This is a genomic window from Acinetobacter sp. S4400-12, from assembly GCF_024129495.1.
Classification (GTDB): Bacteria; Pseudomonadota; Gammaproteobacteria; order Pseudomonadales; family Moraxellaceae; genus Acinetobacter; species Acinetobacter lwoffii_C.
Genome location: NZ_JAMXYB010000007.1, coordinates 1 through 23,157, shown reverse-complemented (window position 1 = coordinate 23,157; position 23,157 = coordinate 1). Strand labels below are relative to the sequence as shown.

23 protein-coding genes are annotated in these 23,157 nt (G+C 43.5%); 18 read left to right on the top strand and 5 right to left on the bottom strand.

The window, feature by feature from the left end:
* Window positions 1-61: 61 nt before the first annotated feature.
* A complete protein-coding gene (locus NI461_RS05185; protein WP_151206130.1) occupies window positions 62-442 on the bottom strand; it encodes a hypothetical protein in 381 nt (126 codons plus the stop codon).
* Window positions 443-877: 435 nt separating this feature from the next.
* Between NI461_RS05185 and NI461_RS05180 the strand changes: the two genes are divergently transcribed.
* The 13 genes from NI461_RS05180 (at window position 878) to NI461_RS05120 (ending at window position 13,845) form a co-directional block, all read left to right on the top strand.
* Complete coding sequence (locus tag NI461_RS05180; RefSeq protein ID WP_151204188.1) at window positions 878-1,459, top strand: nitroreductase family protein; 582 nt, start codon at window positions 878-880, stop codon at window positions 1,457-1,459.
* Window positions 1,460-1,491: 32 nt separating this feature from the next.
* Window positions 1,492-2,565 carry an NAD(P)H-dependent glycerol-3-phosphate dehydrogenase gene (locus tag NI461_RS05175; protein WP_151204189.1) on the top strand — a complete coding sequence of 358 codons (1,074 nt, stop codon included), beginning with the start codon at window positions 1,492-1,494 and terminating at the stop codon, window positions 2,563-2,565.
* A gap of 75 nt (window positions 2,566-2,640) precedes the next feature.
* A complete protein-coding gene (gene sixA / locus NI461_RS05170; RefSeq protein WP_174659937.1) occupies window positions 2,641-3,096 on the top strand; it encodes a phosphohistidine phosphatase SixA in 456 nt (151 codons plus the stop codon).
* A gap of 31 nt (window positions 3,097-3,127) precedes the next feature.
* Complete coding sequence (gene gspL, locus NI461_RS05165) at window positions 3,128-4,270, top strand: type II secretion system protein GspL (protein WP_174659936.1); 1,143 nt, start codon at window positions 3,128-3,130, stop codon at window positions 4,268-4,270.
* Window positions 4,270-4,749, top strand: a complete 480-nt coding sequence (gspM, locus tag NI461_RS05160; RefSeq protein WP_253156729.1) for a type II secretion system protein GspM — start codon at window positions 4,270-4,272, stop codon at window positions 4,747-4,749. The genes gspL and gspM overlap by 1 nt, the downstream gene beginning before the upstream one ends.
* A 90-nt stretch (window positions 4,750-4,839) precedes the next feature.
* Window positions 4,840-5,841, top strand: coding sequence for a quinone-dependent dihydroorotate dehydrogenase (locus tag NI461_RS05155; protein ID WP_151204193.1), 1,002 nt, complete (start codon window positions 4,840-4,842; stop codon window positions 5,839-5,841).
* A gap of 5 nt (window positions 5,842-5,846) precedes the next feature.
* Window positions 5,847-6,431 carry a CvpA family protein gene (locus tag NI461_RS05150; protein ID WP_151204194.1) on the top strand — a complete coding sequence of 195 codons (585 nt, stop codon included), beginning with the start codon at window positions 5,847-5,849 and terminating at the stop codon, window positions 6,429-6,431.
* Window positions 6,432-6,449: 18 nt separating this feature from the next.
* Window positions 6,450-7,985 carry an amidophosphoribosyltransferase gene (gene purF, locus NI461_RS05145; RefSeq protein WP_151204195.1) on the top strand — a complete coding sequence of 512 codons (1,536 nt, stop codon included), beginning with the start codon at window positions 6,450-6,452 and terminating at the stop codon, window positions 7,983-7,985.
* A gap of 99 nt (window positions 7,986-8,084) precedes the next feature.
* Window positions 8,085-9,974, top strand: coding sequence for a M48 family metalloprotease (locus tag NI461_RS05140; RefSeq protein WP_253156728.1), 1,890 nt, complete (start codon window positions 8,085-8,087; stop codon window positions 9,972-9,974).
* A gap of 217 nt (window positions 9,975-10,191) precedes the next feature.
* Window positions 10,192-10,839 (top strand): hypothetical protein, encoded by a 648-nt coding sequence (locus NI461_RS05135; protein ID WP_174659933.1) that lies wholly within the window; start codon window positions 10,192-10,194, stop codon window positions 10,837-10,839.
* A gap of 36 nt (window positions 10,840-10,875) precedes the next feature.
* The gene (locus NI461_RS05130; protein WP_174659932.1) at window positions 10,876-11,841 is read left to right on the top strand and encodes a D-glycerate dehydrogenase; all 966 of its coding nucleotides are present in this window, start codon (window positions 10,876-10,878) and stop codon (window positions 11,839-11,841) included.
* Window positions 11,842-11,943: 102 nt separating this feature from the next.
* On the top strand, window positions 11,944-13,386 hold the full coding sequence (locus tag NI461_RS05125; protein WP_217485899.1) for a M48 family metalloprotease: 1,443 nt from the start codon (window positions 11,944-11,946) through the stop codon (window positions 13,384-13,386).
* A 99-nt stretch (window positions 13,387-13,485) separates the two neighbouring features.
* Window positions 13,486-13,845, top strand: coding sequence for a hypothetical protein (locus tag NI461_RS05120; RefSeq protein ID WP_151204200.1), 360 nt, complete (start codon window positions 13,486-13,488; stop codon window positions 13,843-13,845).
* Between the two features lie 77 nt (window positions 13,846-13,922).
* Here NI461_RS05120 and NI461_RS05115 read toward each other — a convergent pair whose 3' ends face one another.
* Window positions 13,923-14,369, bottom strand: coding sequence for a GatB/YqeY domain-containing protein (locus NI461_RS05115; protein WP_151204201.1), 447 nt, complete (start codon window positions 14,367-14,369; stop codon window positions 13,923-13,925).
* A 33-nt stretch (window positions 14,370-14,402) separates the two neighbouring features.
* Complete coding sequence (rpsU, locus tag NI461_RS05110) at window positions 14,403-14,618, bottom strand: 30S ribosomal protein S21 (protein WP_001136722.1); 216 nt, start codon at window positions 14,616-14,618, stop codon at window positions 14,403-14,405.
* 146 nt (window positions 14,619-14,764) lie between these two features.
* Between rpsU and tsaD the strand changes: the two genes are divergently transcribed.
* Window positions 14,765-15,781: a tRNA (adenosine(37)-N6)-threonylcarbamoyltransferase complex transferase subunit TsaD gene (gene tsaD / locus NI461_RS05105; protein ID WP_151204202.1), complete on the top strand. Its 1,017-nt coding sequence runs from the start codon at window positions 14,765-14,767 to the stop codon at window positions 15,779-15,781.
* Between the two features lie 37 nt (window positions 15,782-15,818).
* Here the strand turns inward: tsaD and NI461_RS05100 are convergent, their stop codons facing one another.
* Complete coding sequence (locus NI461_RS05100) at window positions 15,819-16,787, bottom strand: Lrp/AsnC family transcriptional regulator (RefSeq protein WP_174659930.1); 969 nt, start codon at window positions 16,785-16,787, stop codon at window positions 15,819-15,821.
* A gap of 97 nt (window positions 16,788-16,884) precedes the next feature.
* On the opposite strand from NI461_RS05100, the gene NI461_RS05095 reads away from it, so the two are divergent.
* Window positions 16,885-18,180, top strand: coding sequence for an MFS transporter (locus NI461_RS05095; protein WP_253156726.1), 1,296 nt, complete (start codon window positions 16,885-16,887; stop codon window positions 18,178-18,180).
* Window positions 18,177-19,520, top strand: coding sequence for an amidase (locus NI461_RS05090; protein ID WP_174659928.1), 1,344 nt, complete (start codon window positions 18,177-18,179; stop codon window positions 19,518-19,520). The genes NI461_RS05095 and NI461_RS05090 overlap by 4 nt, the downstream gene beginning before the upstream one ends.
* Before the next feature lie 94 nt (window positions 19,521-19,614).
* Here NI461_RS05090 and NI461_RS05085 read toward each other — a convergent pair whose 3' ends face one another.
* The gene (locus NI461_RS05085; RefSeq protein ID WP_174660584.1) at window positions 19,615-20,487 is read right to left on the bottom strand and encodes an ATP-binding protein; all 873 of its coding nucleotides are present in this window, start codon (window positions 20,485-20,487) and stop codon (window positions 19,615-19,617) included.
* A 188-nt stretch (window positions 20,488-20,675) separates the two neighbouring features.
* Here NI461_RS05085 and NI461_RS05080 point away from each other — a divergent pair, with 188 nt between their 5' ends.
* Entirely contained in the window at window positions 20,676-22,184 is a 1,509-nt protein-coding gene (locus NI461_RS05080) for a DUF3336 domain-containing protein (protein WP_151206143.1), read from the top strand.
* Window positions 22,171-22,986 carry a protein kinase gene (locus NI461_RS05075; RefSeq protein ID WP_174660583.1) on the top strand — a complete coding sequence of 272 codons (816 nt, stop codon included), beginning with the start codon at window positions 22,171-22,173 and terminating at the stop codon, window positions 22,984-22,986. The genes NI461_RS05080 and NI461_RS05075 overlap by 14 nt, the downstream gene beginning before the upstream one ends.
* Window positions 22,987-23,157: the final 171 nt, after the last annotated feature.

The window sequence follows — 23,157 nt, the reverse complement described above, 5'->3', positions numbered from 1 at the left end:
GTGGATGAATATAAAAAACCGCTCTTTAAGAGCGGTTTTTTATGCTTATTTATTAAAAAAATTATTTAGCCTGACAGCGGAAAGTTAAGGTGGTTTGATAGTCATCCTTCTGGTTTAGCCCGGTATTGGTTCCGGCAATATTCCCTAAAACCGTTGCAGCGGCTTGAATAATTTGGCCTGTCTGCTCATCCACAACACCTTTTAATGCACCATTATAGGCAGTCTGCTCATCCACAACGATGGTGGTGCTACGCGACCCACAGGCTTTATTGGCTGCCGCAATTGCATTGTTTTTCGCAATTAACTGGGTTTTTCCTAAACCGGTTACCTCAAACAGATTATTTTCTTTTTGCACTGCTAGTGAGGAAGTTGGGTTGGAAGCACATGCTGTTAAAATGAGCGTAGAAAGAGCTAGCCCGCCGAATGCCATTGTTTTTTTCATGATGCTGTCCTGATAAATCCGCTAAATAGAAGTTATTTCACCACAGAAAGAACTACAAATTTTGTGGTTGATGTATAAGTTTAGCAATTTTTAGTATAGCCCTGTGCACTTAAGCGTGCTTATACTTTTGCTTTGTTAAACAAAACGATGCCTTGTTTCCGTTCATGTGGCTAAAACGATCTCAAATTTGGTTATGAAGCTTGCTATTAATAGTCCGGTCTTGCTATTCGCTTCGTTTTATACCTGATCTGCCCAGCTTTAGCTTATGGCGCAATCCATTTCTGAAATTTCAATAGTTGCCGATTCTCTTTAAAACAGGAAATAATGGCTGTCAGCATCTGGTGTATGCTAGCAATACTTGTGAAGTTTCTAGAGTATTCAGCTATGAATATGCTAACCTTAAAAGTAGTTTTTAAGTGACAGATTTAGAAAGCAATGACGGAATCAGTGGTCGACATCGTTCATCAAAATATTCACCAGCGACAGTCTATTGGAAGTCTAGTAGCGCCTGCACCCAATGCAGAACAGTTGGAGTATGCTTTTCAGGCTGCCTTAACTGCACCGGACCATCACCGGTTAAAGCCTACCAGCTTTGTGGTGGTGCCTGATGAGCAGCGTGAAGCTTTTGGGCTTTTATTGTCTCAGGCGTTGATTGATCTGGGTGAAACTGAAACGGCACAGATTGAGCGAGTTAAAAACCATCCTTTTCGTGCGCCATTGCTGGTGCTGGCATTGACACGTTTGCAAGATCATCCCAAAGTTCCGCATTTTGAACAAATCCTGAGCTCTGGGGCCGCGATTCAAAATTTCCTGTTGTCTTTGCAAGCACAGGGTTTTTCGACCATGTGGCGCAGTGGAGTAGTGGTGGAATCGACTTTGTTTAAGCAGGCTTTAGGAATCTCCAAAGATGACCTGATTTCTGGCATTATTTATATTGGTACGGCGGCCAAAACCATTGCATCACGCGCAGACATTCAGACCAGTAATTATGTCAGTTACTGGCATCCAAATAATTAAAATGTACTGCAAAACAGGATATTAAAAACAAGATGTCAGAGTTGAATTTTTCCGATTTGGTTGAACCGGTAGCAGTAAATCAGAATACTGCTTTAAGAGTTACGGTGCTGGGTGGTGGTAGTTTTGGAACTGCTATGGCCAATACCGCAGTGCGTAATGGTTGCAATACCATGATCTGGATTCGTGATCCGGAAGTCGCAGCTGATATTAATGCGACACATATTAATAAGCGCTATCTGGCGGATTTTCAGTTAGAGTCCAATTTGCATGCTGTATCTGACTTGGAGCTGGCTGTGCGTGATCGCGATATTATTCTGGTTGCGATTCCAAGTCATTCTTTCCGTGATGTCCTGCAGCAGATTAAGCCTTTTATTAGTTCTCAGGCGGTCATTTCCCTGACCAAAGGGATTGAGGCGAAAACATTTAGCTTTATGAGTGATATTATTCGTGAAGTTTTACCAGAAGTGCCTTGTGGTGTACTTTCCGGTCCTAATCTGGCCAAAGAGATTATGGCGGGGCAGCCGGCAGGTACAGTGATCGCCAGTGAATCTGAGCTGGTGCGTTATGCAGTGCAGCAGGCCTTGCATAGTGCCTTGTTCCGTGTTTTTGCCAGTGATGATGTGCATGGCGTGGAGCTGGGCGGAGCCTTGAAAAATATTTATGCGGTTGCCATGGGAATGGCCGCTGCCTATAACGTGGGTGAGAATACCAAAAGTATGATTCTGACCCGTGCATTGGCTGAAATGAGCCGCTTTGCCGTAAAGCTCGGTGCCAATCCGCTCACCTTTTTGGGGCTTTCTGGTGTGGGTGATTTGTTTGCGACTTGTAACAGCCCGCTGAGCCGTAACTATCAGGTGGGTTATGCCTTAGGTAAGGGTAAAACTCTGGAACAGGCCACCACCGAACTGGGCCAAACTGCAGAAGGGATTAATACCATTGTGCAGGTTAAGATGCGTTCTGAAGAGCTGGAAGTTTATATGCCGATTACCACTGCATTATATGAGGTGATTTTCCAGGGGGCGCCACCCTTGTCGATTGCGTTGTCGCTGATGAAAAATGGTCATCGCAGTGATGTTGAATTTGTTTTGCCCCATCATCAGGTCTAATTTATTACCCTAATTGTATAATGTCTGTCATATCTGATCGTTATCATACAAATACAAGAAATGAAGGAATGAAAGATGCAACTGACTTTAGTACGACATGGCGAGGCTGCTCCTCCGGTCAATGGTCATGACGGCAAACGTCCGTTAACGGAGCGTGGGCACCAGCAGGCAGAACAGACGGCGCAGTTTTTAAAAGATAGGATCAAGCCTGAAGTCTTTGTGGTCAGTCCTTTGGTGCGTGCACAGGAAACTTTGGCACATTTACAGCATTATTTTAAAGATGTGCCTGTGGTGATCTGTAATGCCATCAAGCCAGATGATGATGCAAAAGTAGCCGTGGAATGGTTATCGCAACTGCCTTATGAGTCGATTGCAGTGGTCTGTCATATGAATGTCGTGGCACATATTGCTTCAATTCTGGTGGGAGATTCTTTTCAGCCTTATGCGCTGGCTGAAGCGCGTATTTATGATCAGGCGGTGATTGCAGCGGGTTTATCAACCCAGATAAAAAGCTTTAGCCCAACAATATAAAACCAGTTAAAAAAACGGTAGAACACAATCGATGTTGTATTTATGGATGCCAGAAGCCAATGGAATTTGGCAATGGTCAGTGGGGGAGTTCTGGAACCAGGCAGCGACACTAGAGCAGCTGATTCAGGACATACAAGCTTATCAGGCCAAAGAGGCGGTGGTTTTTTTTCCAAGCCGTCATGTGCAAATCTTGCAGCAGACTTTGTCACGCAGCCAATATAAGAAAATGGGCAATGAAGGCATTAAATATTTGTTGGAAGAATATGTGGTGCTGCCGGTCGATGCCATGAAGGTTTTGCATCATTTTCAGCAGCCTGACCAGATCAGGCTTATGGGAATTGCAAACTCTACGGTAGAAACCTTGCAGCATGCCCTAAACTTGATTCCGGTAAAAGTTACCGCATTGTTGCCAGATTTTCTGATTGTGCCTGTGCCTGCGCATGCCAATCAGCGGGTGATTACACAAATTGGCGGACAATTGCTGGTTCGAGAAGATGAGTATATAGGCCAGTCACTGGATGACCTAAGCTTATATCTGGATTTTCAACCCAAAGATTTACAATACCAGGTCAGTGGTCTGGATGTTGAGCAGTTAAATAGCTTGGAAGCGGTGACGACGCGGGAGCAAATTGAATCTTTTCAGTACACCTTACCAGTCATTAAAAAACCCAAGCAGCACCCGTTTAATATTCTGCCTAAGGCAAAATCAGAGGGTGTAATTTCAGGCTACTGGAAGGCTTGTGCTGCGGTTTTCGTGGGGATTTTGCTGGTTCAGTTTAGTTATGATGCAGTGCGTTGGTATCAATATAAAAAAGTTGCCAATCAGACGGCCATGCAGGCCATAGACCAGTTTAAATACTGGTTTGGGCAGAATTATCCGGTGACCGAGCAAAATATTGAAAGCCAGTTTGAGGCGCAGTTGCGTCAGAGCCAGACTGCCAATATGCATGCTTTACAGTTAATGAGCCGCGTGGGGCCAGTGTTGATGCAGAATCAGATGGTGGCGCAGCGCGTTCATTATGATGCGTCGGGGCTGAGTCTGGAGTTACAAGCTGCAACCTCGGAGAGCTTGAATGGGCTTTCCCAGCAGTTGAATCAACAGGGATTCAAGGTGGAGTTAGGCAATATACAGGCAACAGCTACAGGTGCGGTAGGACTGGTGAAAATACAATAATGAAAACGATGCAACAATTACAAAACCGGCTTAACCAGCAGTTTGAACGATTCAGTGATTATTTGGACAGCTTGTCCGTGCGTGAGCGGGTACTGGTCATTTTCACCATTATATTTGTGCTGGTTGCAGCAATTGGCTCTGCACTCTGGTATATGCATCAAGCTGCGGATACCCAGCAAAAGCGTTTAAATCAGCTTAAAGATACAATTGTGTGGATGCAGAGTAATGCCGTGACCATGAAACCCGCTGGAGACTTACAGCTGGATGCTGCGGAGAAAGTCCAGCGTGTTGCTCAGCAGCAAGGTTTGTCTGTTGCTTCCCAGCACATAGATGGAAAAATTCAGCTGGTCGTTCTGCATGAAAATTATGCAGTGCTGGCAAACTTCCTGACCCAGTTGACCCAAATGGGGCTAAGTATCGAAAAAATGGAGCTAAATAAGGAAGCAGAGCAGATTAAATTAGCAGCGACTGTGCAATAGCAACTAAAAATAAAGATTTACAAAGCATGGTTTTTTGGGCTGCCTATGCCTATAATATGGCGACTTAAAAAGTAGCAGACTTTTCTAGATATGTTGTATTCTCTAGCCCGCCCTTTGTTGTTTTCTTTAGCACCAGAGCGTGCACATGAGCTAACACTATCATTATTACAATCAACCCATAAAATGGGCTTGGTGCATCAACGTGTAGCTGCAAAACCTGTCAGCTGTATGGGAATTGAATTTCCGAATCCGGTCGGTCTTGCTGCCGGTCTGGATAAAAATGGTGCCTATATTGATGCTCTGGCTAGCCAGGGTTTTGGTTTTATTGAAATTGGGACAATTACCCCACGACCGCAAGCCGGTAATCCACACCCGCGTTTATTCCGTCTGCCGCAAGCCAAGGCAATTATTAACCGGATGGGTTTTAATAACGATGGGGTAGACAAGTTAGTTGAAAATGTCAAAGCGGCAAAATTTAAAGGTGTTTTGGGCATTAATATCGGTAAAAATGCCGATACACCGGTAGAAAAAGCTGTAGATGACTATCTCATTTGTTTAGAAAAAGTCTATAATTATGCTTCCTACATTACTGTAAATATCTCTTCTCCAAATACCAAGAACCTGCGTAGCTTGCAAAGCGGCGATGCGCTGACTGAATTGTTAGAAACGCTGAAAAATCGTCAACTGGAATTGGCGCAGGAACATCAGCACTATGTGCCGTTAGTATTGAAAGTAGCTCCAGATCTGGAATCAGAAGATATTGCCTTTATTGCCAAGCAGTTATTGCAATATAAAATTGATGGTCTGATCGTGACCAATACCACATTGTCGCGTGAAGGCGTTGAAGGTCTGGCGTATGCGGAAGAAGCAGGTGGTTTATCGGGTGCACCGGTCTTTGAGAAAAGTACGGCATGCCTCGCTGCGTTTGCAGGGATTTTGAAAGGACAAATTCCATTAATTGGTGTGGGTGGTATTCTTTCAGGTGCAGATGCTGTTGCCAAAAAGCAGGCAGGAGCCAGCTTGGTACAGGTTTATAGTGGTCTTATCTATACTGGACCAAAACTTGTCAAAGACTGTGTAGACGCACTTTAAAACTTATGAATGCCATTGACATCTTTATACTGATTATCCTGCTTATTGGAGGGTTAAACGGTTTGCGTCAAGGATTTATCAAAGCCTTTGCGAACTTGGTGGGATGGATTTTCGCCTTAATTGTTGCGGCGAAATATTCAACACTACTTGCGCCTTCCATGGTGGCTCTCAGTACTGATCCAGTGGTACAGAAGATTGCGGCCTTTGCTTTTATTGTACTGATTATTGTTGTTTTGACCTGGATCGTCACCTTTCTTCTGAACCGTATTTTAAAAACACTTAAACTTGGCCCGCTCAATCGTCTTGCAGGCGGTGTTTTTGGAAGCCTGAAAGGGTTGCTGATTGTCCTGATCACACTTCAGGGAATTGGTCCATGGGTAGAAAGTTCCCCGCACTGGAAACAGTCCAAGCTCATTCAGGCTTTAATTCCGTATGCACCTTGGGCAACCGAGCTGTCGAAAGACGCTGCAAACGGTGCCTTAAAGCACATCAAATCTGAAGGTACACCGAGACTTTCAGATTCTTCATCTGAATCTTCTAAAGACGGAATTTCAGATGCATCTACGAATAATCCTTTTATTAATCCCTAGCTTGTCTGCGAGGTTGCTATGTGTGGAGTAGTTGGTATAGCTGGTAAAACGCCCGTTAACCAAATGTTGTTTGATGCATTAACGATGTTACAACATCGTGGACAAGATGCTGCTGGGATCGTGACATGCGATGAAGGACGCCTGTTCCTGCGCAAAGATAATGGTATGGTGCGTGACGTATTTCATACCCGTCATATGCGTGCCTTAAGAGGAAACTACGGCATTGGTCATGTGCGTTATCCCACTGCGGGTTCTTCAAGTAGTGCTGAAGCGCAGCCATTTTATGTGAACTCGCCATACGGGATTACCTTGGCACATAACGGTAACCTGACCAATTCGGCTGAAATTCATGAAGATCTGTTTAAAACAGATTTGCGTCATATGAATACCGATTCGGACTCGGAAGTTTTACTTAACGTTTTTGCACATGAACTGCAAAAACGCGGCAAACTGATGCCGACTTCAGAAGATGTATTTCATGCGGTAACGCGTGTTCATGAGCGTTGTAAAGGTGCTTATGGGGTAGTTGCCATGATTACTGGCCAAGGTCTGGTAGGGTTCCGTGATCCGAACGGTATCCGTCCATTGATCTATGGTTCACGTCAGACTGAAGAAGGCATGGAATATATCATTGCTTCTGAGTCGGTTGCGATTACAGCACTGGGCTTTAAGGTTGAACGTGATATTGAGCCGGGGGAAGCAATATTTATTGACCTCCAGGGTAATTTCTTTACCCAGCAATGTGCGAGCAAGCCGGCATATCGTCCATGTATTTTTGAATATGTGTACTTTGCCCGCCCGGATGCAATCATTGATGGTATTTCAGTGTATAAAGCCCGTCTGAAAATGGGTGAGAAACTGGCTCATAAAATCCTGCGTGAATGGAGTGAGGAGCATGATATTGATGTGGTCATCCCAATTCCGGATACATCACGGACTTCAGCGCTAGAGCTGGCGAATACGCTGGGCGTGAAATTCCGTGAAGGCTTTATGAAAAACCGCTATATCGGTCGTACTTTCATTATGCCAGGTCAGCAACAGCGTAAAAAATCGGTCCGCCAGAAACTTAACCCGGTTGAGCTGGAATTTCAGGGTAAAAATGTTTTATTGGTTGATGATTCGATTGTACGCGGTACCACCTGTAATGAAATTATCCAGATGGCGCGTGATGCAGGGGCAAAAAAAGTTTTCTTTGCTTCAGCTGCACCTATGGTGAAATATCCAAACGTCTATGGTATTGATATGCCGGCAAAATCAGAGCTGATTGCTTCTGAACGTAGTGTAGAAGAAATCCGTGAGATTATTGGTGCAGACCGTCTGGTGTTTCAGGATCTGGAAGACCTGAAAGAAGCAGTACGTACGACCAAGGTGCCGAAATTGCGTGAGTTTGATTGCTCGGTATTTGACGGTATCTATGTCACAGGCGGAATTGATAGAGAATATCTTGATAACTTACAGAAAAAACGTAAGGAAAGTGCCAAAAAAGGTGAGAACTATATCGATGTTAATATCGATGCCGCTTCAGTCGACCTGACGGGTGTACGTGAATCCTAAGCGATTAAAGCGATAAAAATCATAATGAAAAAGCGGGAACTTCCCGCTTTTTTGTTTTATGATGAGCGCATTGCAGATCATGTGACTTAGGGTGGTACATTGAGAAGCGTAAGCTATACGTTTATAAAGAATAAAAATATGTGGCTGCCAGCGAGCTTTTGCCTGATTGCAGTATTATTAACAATATTTATTATAAATATAATTGCCGGCTTATTTGCCTTCTATATTGATCCCACCCAGTCTTTAGTTTGGCATAGCTTCAGTCCTTATCTGATTGCGTTTGTCCTGTTTTTAATGGCAGTTTCTGTATCACATGAATTTTATGTACTCCGTGCCGGTGGCTATTCGCTTGCCAAGCAAATGGGCGCACGCCGGCTGAGCCAGATAGAAAGTATTCCTGAAGAAAGCGCGGCATTACGGATTACCGAACAGCTTGCGGAAACTTTTTTGATTGAGGCTCCAGCGGTTTATGTACTACCCGATGAAGTCGGAGTCAATGCCCTGACAGCAGGTTTCGGCCCGGCAGATACCGCAATTATTCTGACTTGGGGCGCTCTACAGACGCTAGATGAAATGGAATTGTATGGTCTGCTAAGCCATGAATTTAATAAAATTCTGTCTGGTGAGGCTGCTGAAAATACCCGGCTAAAAATCCTGTATAGCAGTCTGGTGACTTTTAGCCAGTGGGGCAGTAAGTTGGCCAAGTCCGGATTTTACCGTCATGGTATTCCGCGTGAAAACCGGTTTGAAACGCTATATGTGGCGCTGGGTGCAGTCATTTGGCTGGTTGGCAGTTTAGGGGTACTCATTTCTCGTTTTATCAAATATATATCGCTGAGCGGGCGAACTTTCAAGAATGACCAGAAAACCAGGCGCCTGATTCAAAATGATGCCAACATTCAGACCTTATTAAGGATTTATGTGCATCATTCCGGTTCGCAAATCTATAGTGAATATGCTGAATCAATTTCACATATGTGTTTTGCCAACTCCCTGAGCCAGCAGAACTGGTTGAATATTCATCCGGATATTAATCAGCGTATTTATGAGTTAAATCCTGGGCTGATTCAGGAACTGCAACTCGAAAATCTGAAAAAGTTGAAAAATCAGCCCTTATTTAGCCTGTTCCGCTCTTTAGAGGATGTGGTGCCTCAAAGCACAACCACTTGGAGCTCGCCACAGCCATTACCTTTGCTGCGCCTGTCACCCATTAGCTTTGCGATTAAAGATGCGATCAAGCCGCTGAATCCGGAATTTCGCACCAATATGCCACGTCCGGATCTGATTGAACGGGCTTTGCAGACTTCGACGGGTTCTCGTGAAGTCATGGTTGCTATTTTAATGATCCGGCAATATCGTGAATTTATACCGATTGAAGCAGAGGTCAGCCGTGCGATTGTGGACTCATTGTTGAATCTGGATGGTCGTGTTCATACTCCCATCTTTTTACAGGCTTGCAAAAATATTGGTGGCATGCCGATTACTGTTGCCCGGCAGTTTCTGATGAAGCTGGCACGGATTATTCAGGAAGATGGAGAAATTGGCTTGCTGGATGCTTTGCTGCTGGAGCGAGTCAAGCATGAATTGAATTTATTGCCTGTACATACGCCCACTTCACTGGAAGAGGTTAAGTCCCAGATTGTGCGTTTGATTGATGCTTTACTCCATGTCCAGCAGATTAACAGCGGGAACCAGCTCGAAGTTCGGGAGCGGATTTTAAACCGTATTTTGACCTTAAAAGAGCAGGAGATGTATGCTGAAATTTCTGATGAACCAATTGATCTGGCTGAAATTTTGAATGATATTGCCGGGTTATTGTTGCGTGACCGTTTAAGCATATTGGGGATTGCGGAAGCCTGTTTGTGGAGCGACCGGATTGTGACTCAGGATGAGCTGGATGTGATGGAATTGCTATACTGGCGTCTAGGGTTTGAAACGGATGAGATCATTGAGCAAATGCTGAAAAAAAATAGCCTGATGATTGTTTAGGTTTCTCTTTAGGTCGCTGAGACGAAGTGGACCCATCTTCATGCTAAGATAGGCATTCAAATTTCAGGTCTGATGTTATAGACATATTTCAGGTCTGATGTTATAGACATAACAGTGTGGAAAACAGGCAAGATAGAACCCTAAAACTGGAAAAAGTTCGGCAGAGTAAGGCGAATCCGGCTAAAATGTTTGGCCTGAAATGGGTGATGATGAAAAAATGATAGGGCATCAGCGTGGCATACTGGCAGCATTGGGAATTGATATATGGATTCCTAGGGATGAGGCATGCCAGCAGCATCAGGTTTCCATCTGGCGGGATCAGGCAACTCCTGAGCTTCGTAGCGAGATTACTTTACCGCAAACTGCGCGTCATGAGCCGCTGCCACAAGAAATTGTATCTGTACCAGTTAGCATCGTTGAGCTTGATGAAGTTAAGGAAGTTGTTGAAGCTTCAGTAACCGTCGTTCCAGTTCAGGAAGAGCGGCAAATACAACATATTCCGCCATTCAGTTTACAGGCCCTTAATTTGCCGCATTGTGTCATTGTGATGAATGCCACAGAGATGACAGAAGAGACCCAGCATTTGTGGAGTAACATCCAGCGCGCCCTGCAAGGTGAATTTTATGAGTTAAACTGGCCATTTCCATGGGCGAATATGCAGGACGGCCGTGGGGTAGAGTCTTATATTCAGGGCTTTCTGGATATGATGAGTATGGAGAAAAATATAATTTTTCTGGGCTCTGTTCCCTATGTCCATCCCGTAAAAATGATTCAGCTGGCTTCCTTGCAGGAGATGCTGGAACAGCCCACTCTGAAAAAACGTTTATGGCAATTTATGCAAAATAAACCGGATAGTGTGGATTAATATCCGTTAAGACCAAAAGGAGTTGGAATAAAAAGTATGAAACAGAAAGTTGTAGTATTCAGTCAGATTGATCCAGACATTCAGGAAAAACTCGAACAGCGTTATCAGGTGGTCTGTTTGCAGCCAAAGTTGGGTGATGTCAATGAACAGCTCTTGACGCATGTGCGGGATGCAGAGGGCATGCTCGGTGCAGGACGGTTGTTGAATCGTCATAATTTGGCCACTGCAAACCGATTAAAAATTATTTCCAGTGTCAGTGTGGGTTATGACAACTATGAGCTGAATTATTTAAATAAAAAGCAGATTTATCTTGCACATACGCCACATGTATTGACTGAAACTACGGCTGACCTGGCTTTTTGCTTATTGATGTCCGCTGCCCGAAAAGTTCCCTATCTGGATCAATGGACCAAACAGGGACAATGGCAGCGTACTGTAGGCGAAGCACAATTCGGTGTAGATGTTTTTGGAAAAACGCTTGGGATTATTGGCCTTGGTCATATTGGTGCTGCAATCGCACGCCGTGGTTTTTATGGTTTTAATATGAATATTCTTTACCATAACCGCCGCGAAAAACCGGAGTTGGCCCAAAGCCTTCGTGCAGAATATTGTACTTTAAGCCAGCTTTTACAGCGTTCGGATTTTGTGGTGATTGCGGTAGATTTAAATGCAGAATCAAAATCCCTAATAGCCGCAGCAGAACTGGCCCAAATGCAGCCTCATGCTGTGCTGGTAAATATTGCCCGTGGTTCAGTAATTGATGAGCAGGCCTTGATTGATGCCCTAAAAGCTAGGCAGATATTTGCAGCAGGGCTAGATGTTTATCAGAAAGAACCTTTAAAAGAGTCAGAGCTGTTTAAGCTGGAGAATGTAGTTACTTTGCCTCATGTGGGTTCGGCGACAGCAGCGACACGGAAGAAAATGGCAGAACTGGCCTATCAGAATCTGGTGGATGCACTGGAAGGGAAAGTGCCACGCTATGTGGTTAATCCACAGTTTTAGATTTATACGAAGTTAATATTAAATAACATTTTCTTGCATTTATGCTCAAGCTTCAATGCTATATTCGTGGAAGTTGGAAATATTAGGCTCAGAGAATTTTCATTGAAACGTTTGCTACTGGCTTGTAGTTTAAGTATATGTATGTCCGTAGGACATACCGACAGCACTTATTTTGATCGACCGACAGCACTATTTACTGTGCCCGATATTGGGGCTGGTATAGGCTTGCTCGATCAGCAAAAAGAAAAAATGATCGGTGAAAAAGTCTATCGCGAAGTACATAGGCAGATGCCAGTGATGCAGGATCCCTGGCTTGAAGATCAGCTCCTCTCAGTGTTTTCCCATATTCTCAGTCAAACCCAGTTATCCCAGCCGATTGGCCTGCTAGTTATTAATGATGCACAAATTAATGCCTTTGCCGTGCCCGGTGGCTTGTTTGCTTTAAATGCAGGTTTGATTAATTCTGCACGTAATATGGATGAAGTGGCTGGGGTGATGGCGCATGAAATTGCTCACGTTTCCCAGCGCCATTATAGCCGTTCCCAAGAGGCCTTTAAGGGGCAGGGCTTATTGGCTTTGGCAGGAATTCTGGTGGGAGCCTTGGTGGCCTCGCAGGCAGATGGTGATGCAGGTGCTGCGGTCATGATGGGCTCTCAGGCAGCTTTACTTGATCAGCAGCTCACTTATAGCCGTAATCAGGAACGTGAAGCGGATCGCATTGGTATGCAGTACATGTACGCATCGGGTTATAATCCGCATAGCATGGCAGATTTTTTCGAGGTTATGCATCGATCTACCAGCCGTTTAAGTTTTTTACCGGATTTCTGGCTTACTCACCCTTTGACGACCGAAAGGATGAGCGAAGCGCGACTGCGTGCTGGTCAGCTTCCGGCAGTCAAACCGAAGCTGAATGATCAGGATTTTGAAATTATCAAATGGTATAGCCGGGTAGTGTCCCGTCAGGCCAGTGAAAAGCAGTTAAGTTTGCTGGCAGGGCGCAATAGTTTTGCTGGTCAACTGGCCTTGGCGACGTATCATCTGCAACAGGGCGACTTTCAGGCTGCACAGGCTGTTCTTGATCAGGTGAGCCAGAAGCACCAGAAGCATCCTTTATGGATATTAAGTCAGACGGATGTTTATCTGGGCCAAAATCATGTTAATGAGGCTTTAAAAAGTGTGAGTTCAGCAGCACGCATTATGCCGGAAAACCGGGCATTGAATTATAAGCATGCTGAGGTGCTGATTCGTGCCAAACAGCCTGATCATGCTAGAACTATTGTACAGCGCTTTTTAAGTGCAAATCCGCGGGATGTCAGTGGTTGGCGTCTTATGCAAATGGCTGCAAATGCTCAGCCAGCCTCCGAGATTAAAGCCGCGACTGTTCTGCGCTATCGGGCTGAAGTGGAATACTGGTCAGGTCATGAGGAAACAGCGATTAAATCTTTATTACATGCACAGCGGGTCAGTAAAAGTAATCAGTCTTTATCGGCCACCATTAATCAGCGTTTAAAGCAGATGCAGCGGGAACGACAAGATAAAATCTGAAAATAGTTTTATGCGGATTTTGTGGGTAGAAGATGTATCCCAATCCGGGTAAATCACGCTACAATCGGGCCAAAGAGAATTGTTTATTTAAATCATTGTATGAAAAAAATATTATTAGCGGTATTGCTATTGGGGTGTGGTGTGAATGGTTTTGCTGCAAGTGCAGTCGAATATGTAGAAGCGGTTGAGCAGATTAATACTGATTATCAAAAAGAATCACGTCAGTTTTTAAAAGCGTTAAATCCACAGCAGCAGGGTTTTACGGCGTCGCAGCAGCAGCAGTTTTGCGCTATTGTGCAGCGTTATGTTGACCGTTTATATCAGGCAGCAGATCAGAACCGGGCCTATCTGGATCGTCAGTTTCAAAATGTAGGCAAACAGGAGGTGATATTGCAGGTCAAATCTTCTAAAGAGATGCAGTTGCTAAAACGTCATCATGTGAATTGTAATTTGCAATAAAAAAAATGAGAATATGGCGAGAACTGTCTAAAAGTGAGGCAGTTCAGCACGGATTTAGAGCTGAATTGAATAGGGGATTAAGCAAGCTTGGCTTTGATTTTGGCTGAAACCTGTGCAGGATCGGCGCGCCCGGCTATGAGCGGACGCAGAGAATTCATCACCTTACCCATATCTTTCATGCTAGTAGCTTGTTGCGCTGCAATCGTTTGCGCAATCACGGAATCAAGTTCTTCCTCAGTCATAGCTTCTGGTAGAAATTGAGAGAGAACCTCAACTTCGGCTTGTTCCTTACTAGCTAAATCTTCTCGACCAGCACCTGTAAAGGCTTTGATCGATTCTTTACGTTGTTTAATTTGTTTTTCAATGACCGCAAGAACTTGAGCGTCGTCAAGTTCTTTACGCTCATCGACTTCGATTTGCTTAATTGCGGCTTGGAGACTACGAATGACCGTTAACTTGTCCATTTCTTTAGCACGCATGGTGGCTTTCAAAATGTCAGTAATCTGGTTTTTTAAAATAGTCATTATTTATTCCAAGCGGTCAATCACAAATTAATCTTAGTAAAGGCGAGTTGTACGTACTGATTCACGCGCCAATTTCTTTTGGTAGCGTTTAACAGCAGCAGCTTTTTTGCGCTTACGTTCTTGAGTTGGTTTCTCGTAGAATTCGCGCTTACGTACGTCAGCTAAAACACCCGCTTTTTCACATGAACGTTTGAAACGACGGATAGCTACGTCTACTGGTTCGCCTTCTTTCAATTTAACTTGTGGCATGAAGAATCCTCATTAAGTTATGGATAAGATCAGGGCCGAATTGCCCTTGATCACAAGTGAAGGTCAGTATTTTACTCATTTACATCTCATACCACAAGTCTATAATAGTTGCTGCAATAGATTTGATACAGGTTATAGGCAGTTTAATGATCGTTTTGGGCTTGGAAACGTCGTGTGATGAAACAGGACTGGCACTGTATGATAGCGAGCTGGGGTTGCGCGGACAGGTGTTGTACAGTCAGATTAAACTGCATGCAGAGTATGGCGGGGTGGTGCCAGAACTGGCTTCACGTGACCATGTGCGCAAGCTCATTCCCTTAATGAATGAACTGCTCGAACAAAGCGGCGTGAAAAAATCTGAAATTGATGCAGTGGCTTATACTCGTGGTCCGGGTCTGATGGGCGCACTGATGACTGGTGCACTTTTTGGTCGTACCTTGGCATTTGCCCTCAACAAGCCGGCAATTGGTGTGCATCATATGGAAGGTCATATGCTGGCCCCTTTACTTTCAAAAACGCCGCCAGAATTTCCATTTGTTGCGCTGCTGGTTTCGGGTGGTCATTCACAGTTAATGGCTGCTTATGGTATTGGCCAGTATGAACTGCTGGGCGAGTCGATTGATGATGCGGCTGGTGAAGCTTTCGATAAAGTCGCCAAAATGATGGGCCTGCCATATCCGGGGGGGCCGAATATCTCAAAACTGGCCGAGCAGGGTGATCCAAACGCTTTTGCTTTCCCGCGTCCCATGCTGCATCAGGGGCTGGAGTTTTCATTTAGCGGTTTAAAAACTGCGGTGTCTGTACAAATGAAAAAGCTGGGGGATGAAAACCGGGATGCCGATATTGCTGCCAGCTTCCAGGAAGCCATTGTGGATACTTTAGTAAAAAAATCTGTCAAGGCATTGAAACAGACTGGCTTAAAACGTCTGGTGATTGCCGGTGGAGTAAGTGCCAACAAGCGTTTGCGTGAGCGATTGGAAGTGGATTTAACCAAGATCAGAGCCTCTGTATACTATGCTGAACCTGCACTGTGTACCGATAATGGTGCAATGATTGCTTTTGCAGGTTACCAGCGTTTAAAAGCCGGGCAGCAAGATGGTCTGGCGGTTACTACCACACCGCGTTGGCCGATGACGGAATTGAGTAATCCAAACGAAGCGTGACAATCGTTTAAAAAGAACCGCATTTGCGGTTCTTTTTTTATTCCAAACTTGAAAATAACTGTGCACTGCTGATTTTTCGCATAAATCCTGCACGCTTTAAAGCTAAAGTCACCATGTTGGTATTACAGGATTGAATACCTTCAAAATTACCAAGATCTTCAGTAATTAATTTCCATAAATCACTTAAATCATTACATAGTACATGCCAGAAAAATTGCGAATCACCACTAATTCCAAATAGACAACGTGTATATTTGAGTTCAGACAAGGTCTTGGCAATATGATTCGCTGAATCTGGACGAGCTTTAATCAAAATAATTGCTTCGGATTTATAGCCCATCAAACTAGGTTCTACATCGACACGAATGTTGAAAATACCTTCTTCCAATAAGTCACTCAATAATTTCTGAGTTTTATGTTCACTGAGCTCAATTTGTTCTGCCAAACTTTTAATAGATGAACGGCCATCAATAGATAGAGCATGAATTAACTTTAATTCAGTTTCAGTCAAGTTTCTAACATTAACATTTTTAACGCTGATGCCATCTAATGCTTTAGGTTTACTGGCCCATGTAAAGGGTTTTAAGACCGCTTGTGTTTCTACAGTTTTAATATCTGGAATTTGCGTAACAAAGTCATGCATCCAAATGGAGAGATCCGCTGCTTTTTCTAGTCCAATCTCTAAGAAAATATCTGCAAGTCCTGTAGTTAGAAAAACAATACGCACTTCTGGGCGGTTTGCAAAAAATTGTGCAATTTCTTTTTCCTTCCCAAATTTCACACTGATCCATACATGAACTGTGTAACCCTTATTGGTAACCAGTGGATTTAACTCAATCGCAGTACGTATAACTTGGTCATTTAGCAATTTAACCAGACGCCGAGACAGCTTTTTTTCCGGAACATCACTAATCTGACTCAGTTCTCTCCATGATCCTCTCGGATTAGAGATGAGAGCTTTGATGCATGCGGTATCGATTTCGTCGAAACTAAAAGATTCACTCATGATGATTGACTTGTCTAATAACTAATTATAGTCTTAATTAAAGTCTAGAAAATAAAATACAACCTGTATATATGTCTAAATATTAAATGAGACGCTTATGGATGAGTCAAAAATGCAAAACTCAATTTCCGCTCAAGGAAATGTATCACAAAAGAAAGTTATTCTTGCAGGAACTGTAGGAAATGCGATTGAATGGTTTGATTGGACGATTTATGCCACATTTGCGGTATTTTTCGCGAAACAGTTTTTCCCCTCAGATGATCCAACGGCATCGTTGCTGGCGACCTTCGCAATTTTTGCTGTTGGTTTCTTCATGCGCCCATTAGGTGGAATCGTATTGGGCATCTTTTCGGACCGCTATGGTCGAAAAGCCGCTTTGGCCGTCACCATCATTATGATGGCAGGTGGATCTTTGATGATTGGTCTTTCACCAACCTATGAATCAATTGGTATTTTTGCACCAATTATTTTGGTATTGGCACGATTACTTCAGGGTTTATCGTTAGGCGGCGAGTTCGCTTCAGCTGCAACCTATCTTTCAGAGATGGCACCAAAACATAAACGTGGATTCTATTCGAGCTTTATGTTTTTTAGTTCAGCAATTGGTATTTTGATGGCCTCAGGTCTTGCTTGGGCTTTAACAAGTGCTTTGACTGAAACGCAAATGAGTGAATACGGTTGGCGTATTCCGTTTATTTTGGGTGCGATTGGCGGCTTGGTGGGTATGTGGATTCGTAAATCCGTACCTGATAGTGAAATGACCCATAAAAAAGAATCCGTAAAAAATCCTTTGGCTGTATTGATTAAACGTCATCCGAAAGAAACGCTCCGTATTGTCGGTATTTCTATCTTAACGACATTTGCATTTTATATTTTTGTAGTTTATGTCCCAACTTACGCCATTAAAGTTTTAGGTGCAGAGCCACAAACAGCCTTTGCTGCGAATACTGTTGGCTTAATTATTTTCATACTGTGTCAGCCTGTATTTGGCTGGCTATCAGACAAAATTGGTCGCAAACCGCAGTTGATCGTATTTGCTGCGGGATATTTAGTTTTCTTTTATCCAATCATTAAGTGGATGGATGGGACTTTTGCATCGATTTTGTTGGTCGAGCTTTTTGGATTGGTTTTATATGCTTTATATACAGCCATTGGCCCCGCGGTCATGTCTGAGCAGTTTCCGACAGAAGTTAGAGCGGTCGGTATTGGTGCACCTTACAATTTGATGGTGGCTTTACTCGGCGGCACGACCCCATATGTACTGACTTGGTTACAAAGTATTGGTAAACAAGATTACTTCTACTTTATGGTACTGGTTGGCGCTTTATTAACATTAATCACATTTATTAAGATGCCTGAAACGGCAGGAAAAGGTTTGGAAGATATAAAATGAATATTGTGAATTTATCTGCACTTGAGTTAGGTCGACAGATTGCTTGCAAAAAGATAACTTCAGTAGAGACAGTTCAATTTTATATTGATCGAAACCAGACATTTAAACATCTAGATTGCATTTCGGAACTATTTGAAACCGAGGCTTTGCAACATGCTAAGTACTTAGATGAGTTGCTTCAGCAAGGAACACGTTTAAGTCCATTTCATGGTGTTCCAATTTTACTAAAAGATAATCTGGATGTAGCGGGTCATATAACGTATGCCGGTACAGTTTATCTAGATCAAAAAGCGTTAGCAAACTGCGAACTGGTTGATCAGTTACAAAATTTAGGTTTTGTAATCTTAGGTAAAACTAAAATGACCGAGTTGGCCTTTGGTTTGTCAGGGCAAAATCCAATGCAGGGTACACCTAAAAACCCTTGGGCAGAACAGCAATTCGCGCCAGGTGGATCTTCTTCAGGTTCAGCAGTCGCAGTTGCATGTAATCTAAGTCCTTTAGCATTTGGTGGTGATACTGGTGGTTCAATTCGTACACCAGCAGCATTGAATGGCATATTTGGATTTAAACCCACAGCTCATAAAATTGCTGACATGGGTGCAGTGCCATTATCTAAAACATTAGATACTTTAGGTCCGTTTGCGCGTTTTGCAGATGACATTAGTGCGTTAATTAATTTATTGATGGATACAAATGTTGAAGTGGCATCAAGTGAAAATGTAATTTATGCTTTAGATGAGTCTGCATTTCCATATCCGCTTGAGCATGAGGTATTAACGCTTTGGCGCGGAGTGCTAAAACGCATAGAGGCTTTAGGAATTGAAATTAAAAACTGGCAACCACCTGCACATTTTGATTTTCATGATCTATCAGATCGAACATCTGATATTATTGCCTATGAAAGCTATTTGTATCATGGTGATACAGCTGAAAATGCTGAAGTAAAAATGTGGGAATTGGTACGTCAGCGTGTGCTACGTGGTAAGACCATCTCACAGCAAAAATATGAGACATTGATTGCAGAGCGAACTGAGTTTCAGCAATCGTTTAAAGCCTCTTTAGATGGTCAATGTTTGTTGTTTCCAGTGAGCCCATTTCTTGGAGCTGTGTCAAGTTCAGAAGATGCCGAGTTTAGTCATGTGGGTGAATATACACGTCCATTTAACTATTTAGATGCACCAAGTTATGCTTTCCCCATAGCTCTGAGTGATAGCGGATTGCCGATGGGTATTCAGTTGGTTTCATATCAAGCGAATGATGTTAATGTGGTAAACATGGTGCAGAAAATTGCCAATGGTTTAGGTATTCGTTCTGTATTACCACCAATTTGTCAGGATTAAGAGTTAACGCCTCGTTTATTATATTCAAAAAAAGAACCGCACTTGCGGTTCTTTTTTTATCATGATGGTTCTACTTTATCATGATGGTTCTACTTTAAGCTTTTTTAAGTTGCTCTGACCCAATCCAATGCTTCGAAAACTGATAAGCAGCACGACCTGAACGTTGCCCACGTGCCTGGCACCAGCGTAATGCTTCGGCACGTGCCTCTGCAGTCAGTTCCATACTGGATTTTTTAAGATAATGTTCCACAATTTCCAGATAGAGGTTTTGATCCATCGGGTAAAAAGACAGCCATAATCCGAAACGATCAGATAAGGAAATTTTTTCTTCGATCGCTTCCTGAGGATGTAACTCTGTATATTGCGGTACATCGACTTTGGTGACCGGCGTATTTTCATGCATAAATTCTGGCAATAAATGGCGACGGTTACTCGTCGCATAAATCACAAAATTGTTGGAACCAGATTGCAATGAGCCATCCAGAACACTTTTTAAACTGCGATAATTTTCATCTTCTGCATTAAAGGCCAGATCATCACAATAGACTATAAATTTTTCTGGACGGCCAGCGATCAGTTGCTGAATTTGAGGCAGATCTGACAGGTCATCACGTTCAATTTCAATCAGGCGTAAACCCTGATCTGCGTATTCAGTCAACAAGGCGCGGACAATTGACGACTTGCCTGTGCCACGCGAGCCGGTCAGCAGCACATCATTGGCAGGCAGGTCTTTTAAAAACTGTAAAGTGTTCTGAATCACTTTTTCTTTTTGTTTCTCGATTCCTTTTAAATCTTCCAGCGCAATCTGTTTAAGTTGATGAATCGGCTTTAGTTCCCCGTTTTGCCATTTATAAGCATACGCAGAAAAATCCGGTGTCTGCTTCAGCTCAGGCAAGCTATGTTGAAGCTGCAAAAGTACAGTAGAAAGCGCATTTAAAATATTGTCAGGTAAGTCGATTTTCGCCATGATGAAATAATGCAGATTTAAAATTATGTCTAGCATACTATCACTGTAAAATTCACAGTCAAAGTCTGAAAAGTGTGATAATTTACTTAAAGCAGAGAGTTTTGCTCCTTTAGTCTAGAAGGAGGAAAAGGGCATTTTCCATATTTAAGACTACGGGCTGAATGAGAAATATATAGGGAAAATGACAGATGCTATTCAAAGATTTTACCCAGGATATTAATCCACATCAGGCCTATCGGATCAAAAAGCTGAAACAGCAGTTACAGCTTGCTGAGACTTATGAGGAGTGGAAACATATTGCGCTAAAGATTGATGAGGAATCAGGTGCACAAGAGTGGAAGTTTGATAATAGCTCGCCGTATTTTGATGCTGAAGTGATTGCGCATCGCTTAGGGAAATTAAGACGTTACCGCCAGCAAAAGCGTACCCGAGATCTGATGCATATCCTGTGTGAAGGGCTGAGCTATGATGTTGCCAATATTGCACATCCTTTGCTTTTTACCGAGACTTATGTCGGCACCAAAAGAATTATTGAAGAATATGTAGAAGAAGTCAGTCTGGGTCTGGCCTATATCGCCTCAGATGAATGTCAGTGCTTGAAATTTGAAGAAAAGATCGAATACTTTGAACATTGTCAGCGTGCTTATGGCCAGCCAGCTTTGATGTTTTCCGGCGGTTCCACTTTGGGGTTATTTCATACTGGTGTATGTAAGGCTTTAATGGAGCAAGACTTGCTGCCCAAAGTCATGTCCGGCTCCAGTGCCGGCGCTATTATGACTGCCATGCTGGGCGTGTCCAAGCCTTCCACTTATGTAGAACTGTTGAAGGGACATAACTTTTTTCATGAAGCTTTTCACTTTCGTAAGCTGAATGAACTGCTCAAAGGTAATGGTGGACTGGCCGATGTCAAATACCTGAAAAAGTTTCTGATTGAGAATCTGGGAGATGTCACTTTTGCAGAAGCCTTAAAAATTTCCGGTCTACATATTAATATCGCGGTTGCTCCTTATGATGCTGCGCAGGAGGCACGGATTATGAATGCCTATACCTCACCAGATGTGCTGGTCTGGAGTGCAGTGCTGGCCTCTTGTGCAGTGCCAATTCTATTTCCACCCGTACGTCTGACCAGTAAACGCTATGATGGTCAATATACCCCGTATATGGGAGCCACGCGCTGGGTCGATGGCAGTGTGCGCAGTGATTTTCCGCAAGAGAAAATGGCGCGGCTTTATAATATCAATTACACCATCGCCAGTCAGGTGAACCCGCATATCGTGCCATTTATGCAGGATGATGTAGCACGTTTCCGCAAAGGGACCTTAAGTTGGCCACAACGTATTGTACGCCGTCAAGGTGCGGTCATTACCAAAGGCATGATGGACTTTGCCCGTGAGCATGCCGGTCGGGTGCCACCAGTCCGCCGTCTGCTGGACCATGGGCATGGGGTGGTCAATCAGCGTTATTATGGCGATGTAAACATCGTCGGAAAATATGGCTTACGTCACTATACTTATATGCTCCAGAATCCGCGGCCGCATCTGTTTAAAGTCTTACAGCGCGAGGGCGAACGGGCGACCTGGCCTAAAATTTCCCTGATCGAAATGCAGGAGCGGGTAGGTAAAACTATTCAGCATTGTCTGGAACTGTTAAATTATCAGAAGACACCAGATCTACAGCACGAATATATTGCAACTTAATCCAGACACGCTCTCTTCTTTAAACTGGCAGCTAAAAACCAAAGCCCGTAGCCTGGGCTTTGGTCGCCGTCTCTATTATTTAAATGAACCAGGGCCTTACTGGCTGAAGACACAGCTTGCTGATTCTTCCAGTTCTGTATGGCAACAGGTTCAACAGGGTTTTCAGCATGAGCTGGAATTTTACCGTGCTTATCAGCATGCAGGTTTGCAATGCCTATTGCCCGCTTGGATCATTCAGCAACCTGTTAAAATTGCTTATGACACTTTTCAGCAGGCTTTGATTCTGCCAGATTTTCCTGCTTATTTTGACGGTACACCAGAAACGCTATCTATTCTGGAAATTCAGCAATATTTGCTGCGCGTCTTAGAACCCTTAATTGAATTACAGGAATTGGGCTATTTTCATGCCGATTTAAAGCGTGAACATTTTGTGCATGATCAGGGCAGGGTCTATCTAATCGATTTTGAGCAGGTACATTCCCTGTCTGAATCAGTAATAAAAGAAATGAATGCAACACCGCGTTATATGGCACCTGAGTTATTTCACGGCAAGCCTAAGTCTTTGCAAAGTGAGGTCTATGCTTTGGGAATCATTTTTTATGAATGGCTGTCTGGGCAACGTCTACAAGCGGCCAGTTATGAAGATTGGGCATATATACATTGCCAGCGTTTCAAACTTGAGCTTCCGACAGGTTTAAAAGCCTTTCAAAAACTGTTGGAGGGAATGCTATGCAGGCAGCAGCAAAACAGATTGGCTGATTTCAAAGTGGTCAAATACTGCTTGATGACTGAAATTGAATGAGAAAAATACAATAAATTGCAGATTGTTTTTTATTTAATCAAATGGGTGGGTTTTTCTTAAAAAGCTCTTGTCAGGGCAAAGTGATCCCTATAGTATACACAGCCATTGGGGACGTGGCGAAATTGGTAGACGCACTGGATTTAGGTTCCAGCGCCGCGAGGTGTGAGAGTT

Excerpts from the sequence above, each read along its gene's own strand:
- NI461_RS05185 (WP_151206130.1), bottom strand. The coding sequence starts at position 442 with ATGAAAAAAACAATGGCATTCGGCGGGCTAGCTCTTTCTACGCTCATT.
- NI461_RS05180 (WP_151204188.1), top strand. The coding sequence starts at position 878 with ATGACGGAATCAGTGGTCGACATCGTTCATCAAAATATTCACCAGCGA.
- NI461_RS05175 (WP_151204189.1), top strand. The coding sequence starts at position 1,492 with ATGTCAGAGTTGAATTTTTCCGATTTGGTTGAACCGGTAGCAGTAAAT.
- sixA (WP_174659937.1), top strand. The coding sequence starts at position 2,641 with ATGCAACTGACTTTAGTACGACATGGCGAGGCTGCTCCTCCGGTCAAT.
- gspL (WP_174659936.1), top strand. The coding sequence starts at position 3,128 with ATGTTGTATTTATGGATGCCAGAAGCCAATGGAATTTGGCAATGGTCA.
- gspM (WP_253156729.1), top strand. The coding sequence starts at position 4,270 with ATGAAAACGATGCAACAATTACAAAACCGGCTTAACCAGCAGTTTGAA.
- NI461_RS05155 (WP_151204193.1), top strand. The coding sequence starts at position 4,840 with ATGTTGTATTCTCTAGCCCGCCCTTTGTTGTTTTCTTTAGCACCAGAG.
- NI461_RS05150 (WP_151204194.1), top strand. The coding sequence starts at position 5,847 with ATGAATGCCATTGACATCTTTATACTGATTATCCTGCTTATTGGAGGG.
- purF (WP_151204195.1), top strand. The coding sequence starts at position 6,450 with ATGTGTGGAGTAGTTGGTATAGCTGGTAAAACGCCCGTTAACCAAATG.
- NI461_RS05135 (WP_174659933.1), top strand. The coding sequence starts at position 10,192 with ATGATAGGGCATCAGCGTGGCATACTGGCAGCATTGGGAATTGATATA.
- NI461_RS05130 (WP_174659932.1), top strand. The coding sequence starts at position 10,876 with ATGAAACAGAAAGTTGTAGTATTCAGTCAGATTGATCCAGACATTCAG.
- NI461_RS05120 (WP_151204200.1), top strand. The coding sequence starts at position 13,486 with ATGAAAAAAATATTATTAGCGGTATTGCTATTGGGGTGTGGTGTGAAT.
- NI461_RS05115 (WP_151204201.1), bottom strand. The coding sequence starts at position 14,369 with ATGACTATTTTAAAAAACCAGATTACTGACATTTTGAAAGCCACCATG.
- rpsU (WP_001136722.1), bottom strand. The coding sequence starts at position 14,618 with ATGCCACAAGTTAAATTGAAAGAAGGCGAACCAGTAGACGTAGCTATC.
- tsaD (WP_151204202.1), top strand. The coding sequence starts at position 14,765 with ATGATCGTTTTGGGCTTGGAAACGTCGTGTGATGAAACAGGACTGGCA.
- NI461_RS05100 (WP_174659930.1), bottom strand. The coding sequence starts at position 16,787 with ATGAGTGAATCTTTTAGTTTCGACGAAATCGATACCGCATGCATCAAA.
- NI461_RS05095 (WP_253156726.1), top strand. The coding sequence starts at position 16,885 with ATGGATGAGTCAAAAATGCAAAACTCAATTTCCGCTCAAGGAAATGTA.
- NI461_RS05090 (WP_174659928.1), top strand. The coding sequence starts at position 18,177 with ATGAATATTGTGAATTTATCTGCACTTGAGTTAGGTCGACAGATTGCT.
- NI461_RS05085 (WP_174660584.1), bottom strand. The coding sequence starts at position 20,487 with ATGGCGAAAATCGACTTACCTGACAATATTTTAAATGCGCTTTCTACT.
- NI461_RS05080 (WP_151206143.1), top strand. The coding sequence starts at position 20,676 with ATGCTATTCAAAGATTTTACCCAGGATATTAATCCACATCAGGCCTAT.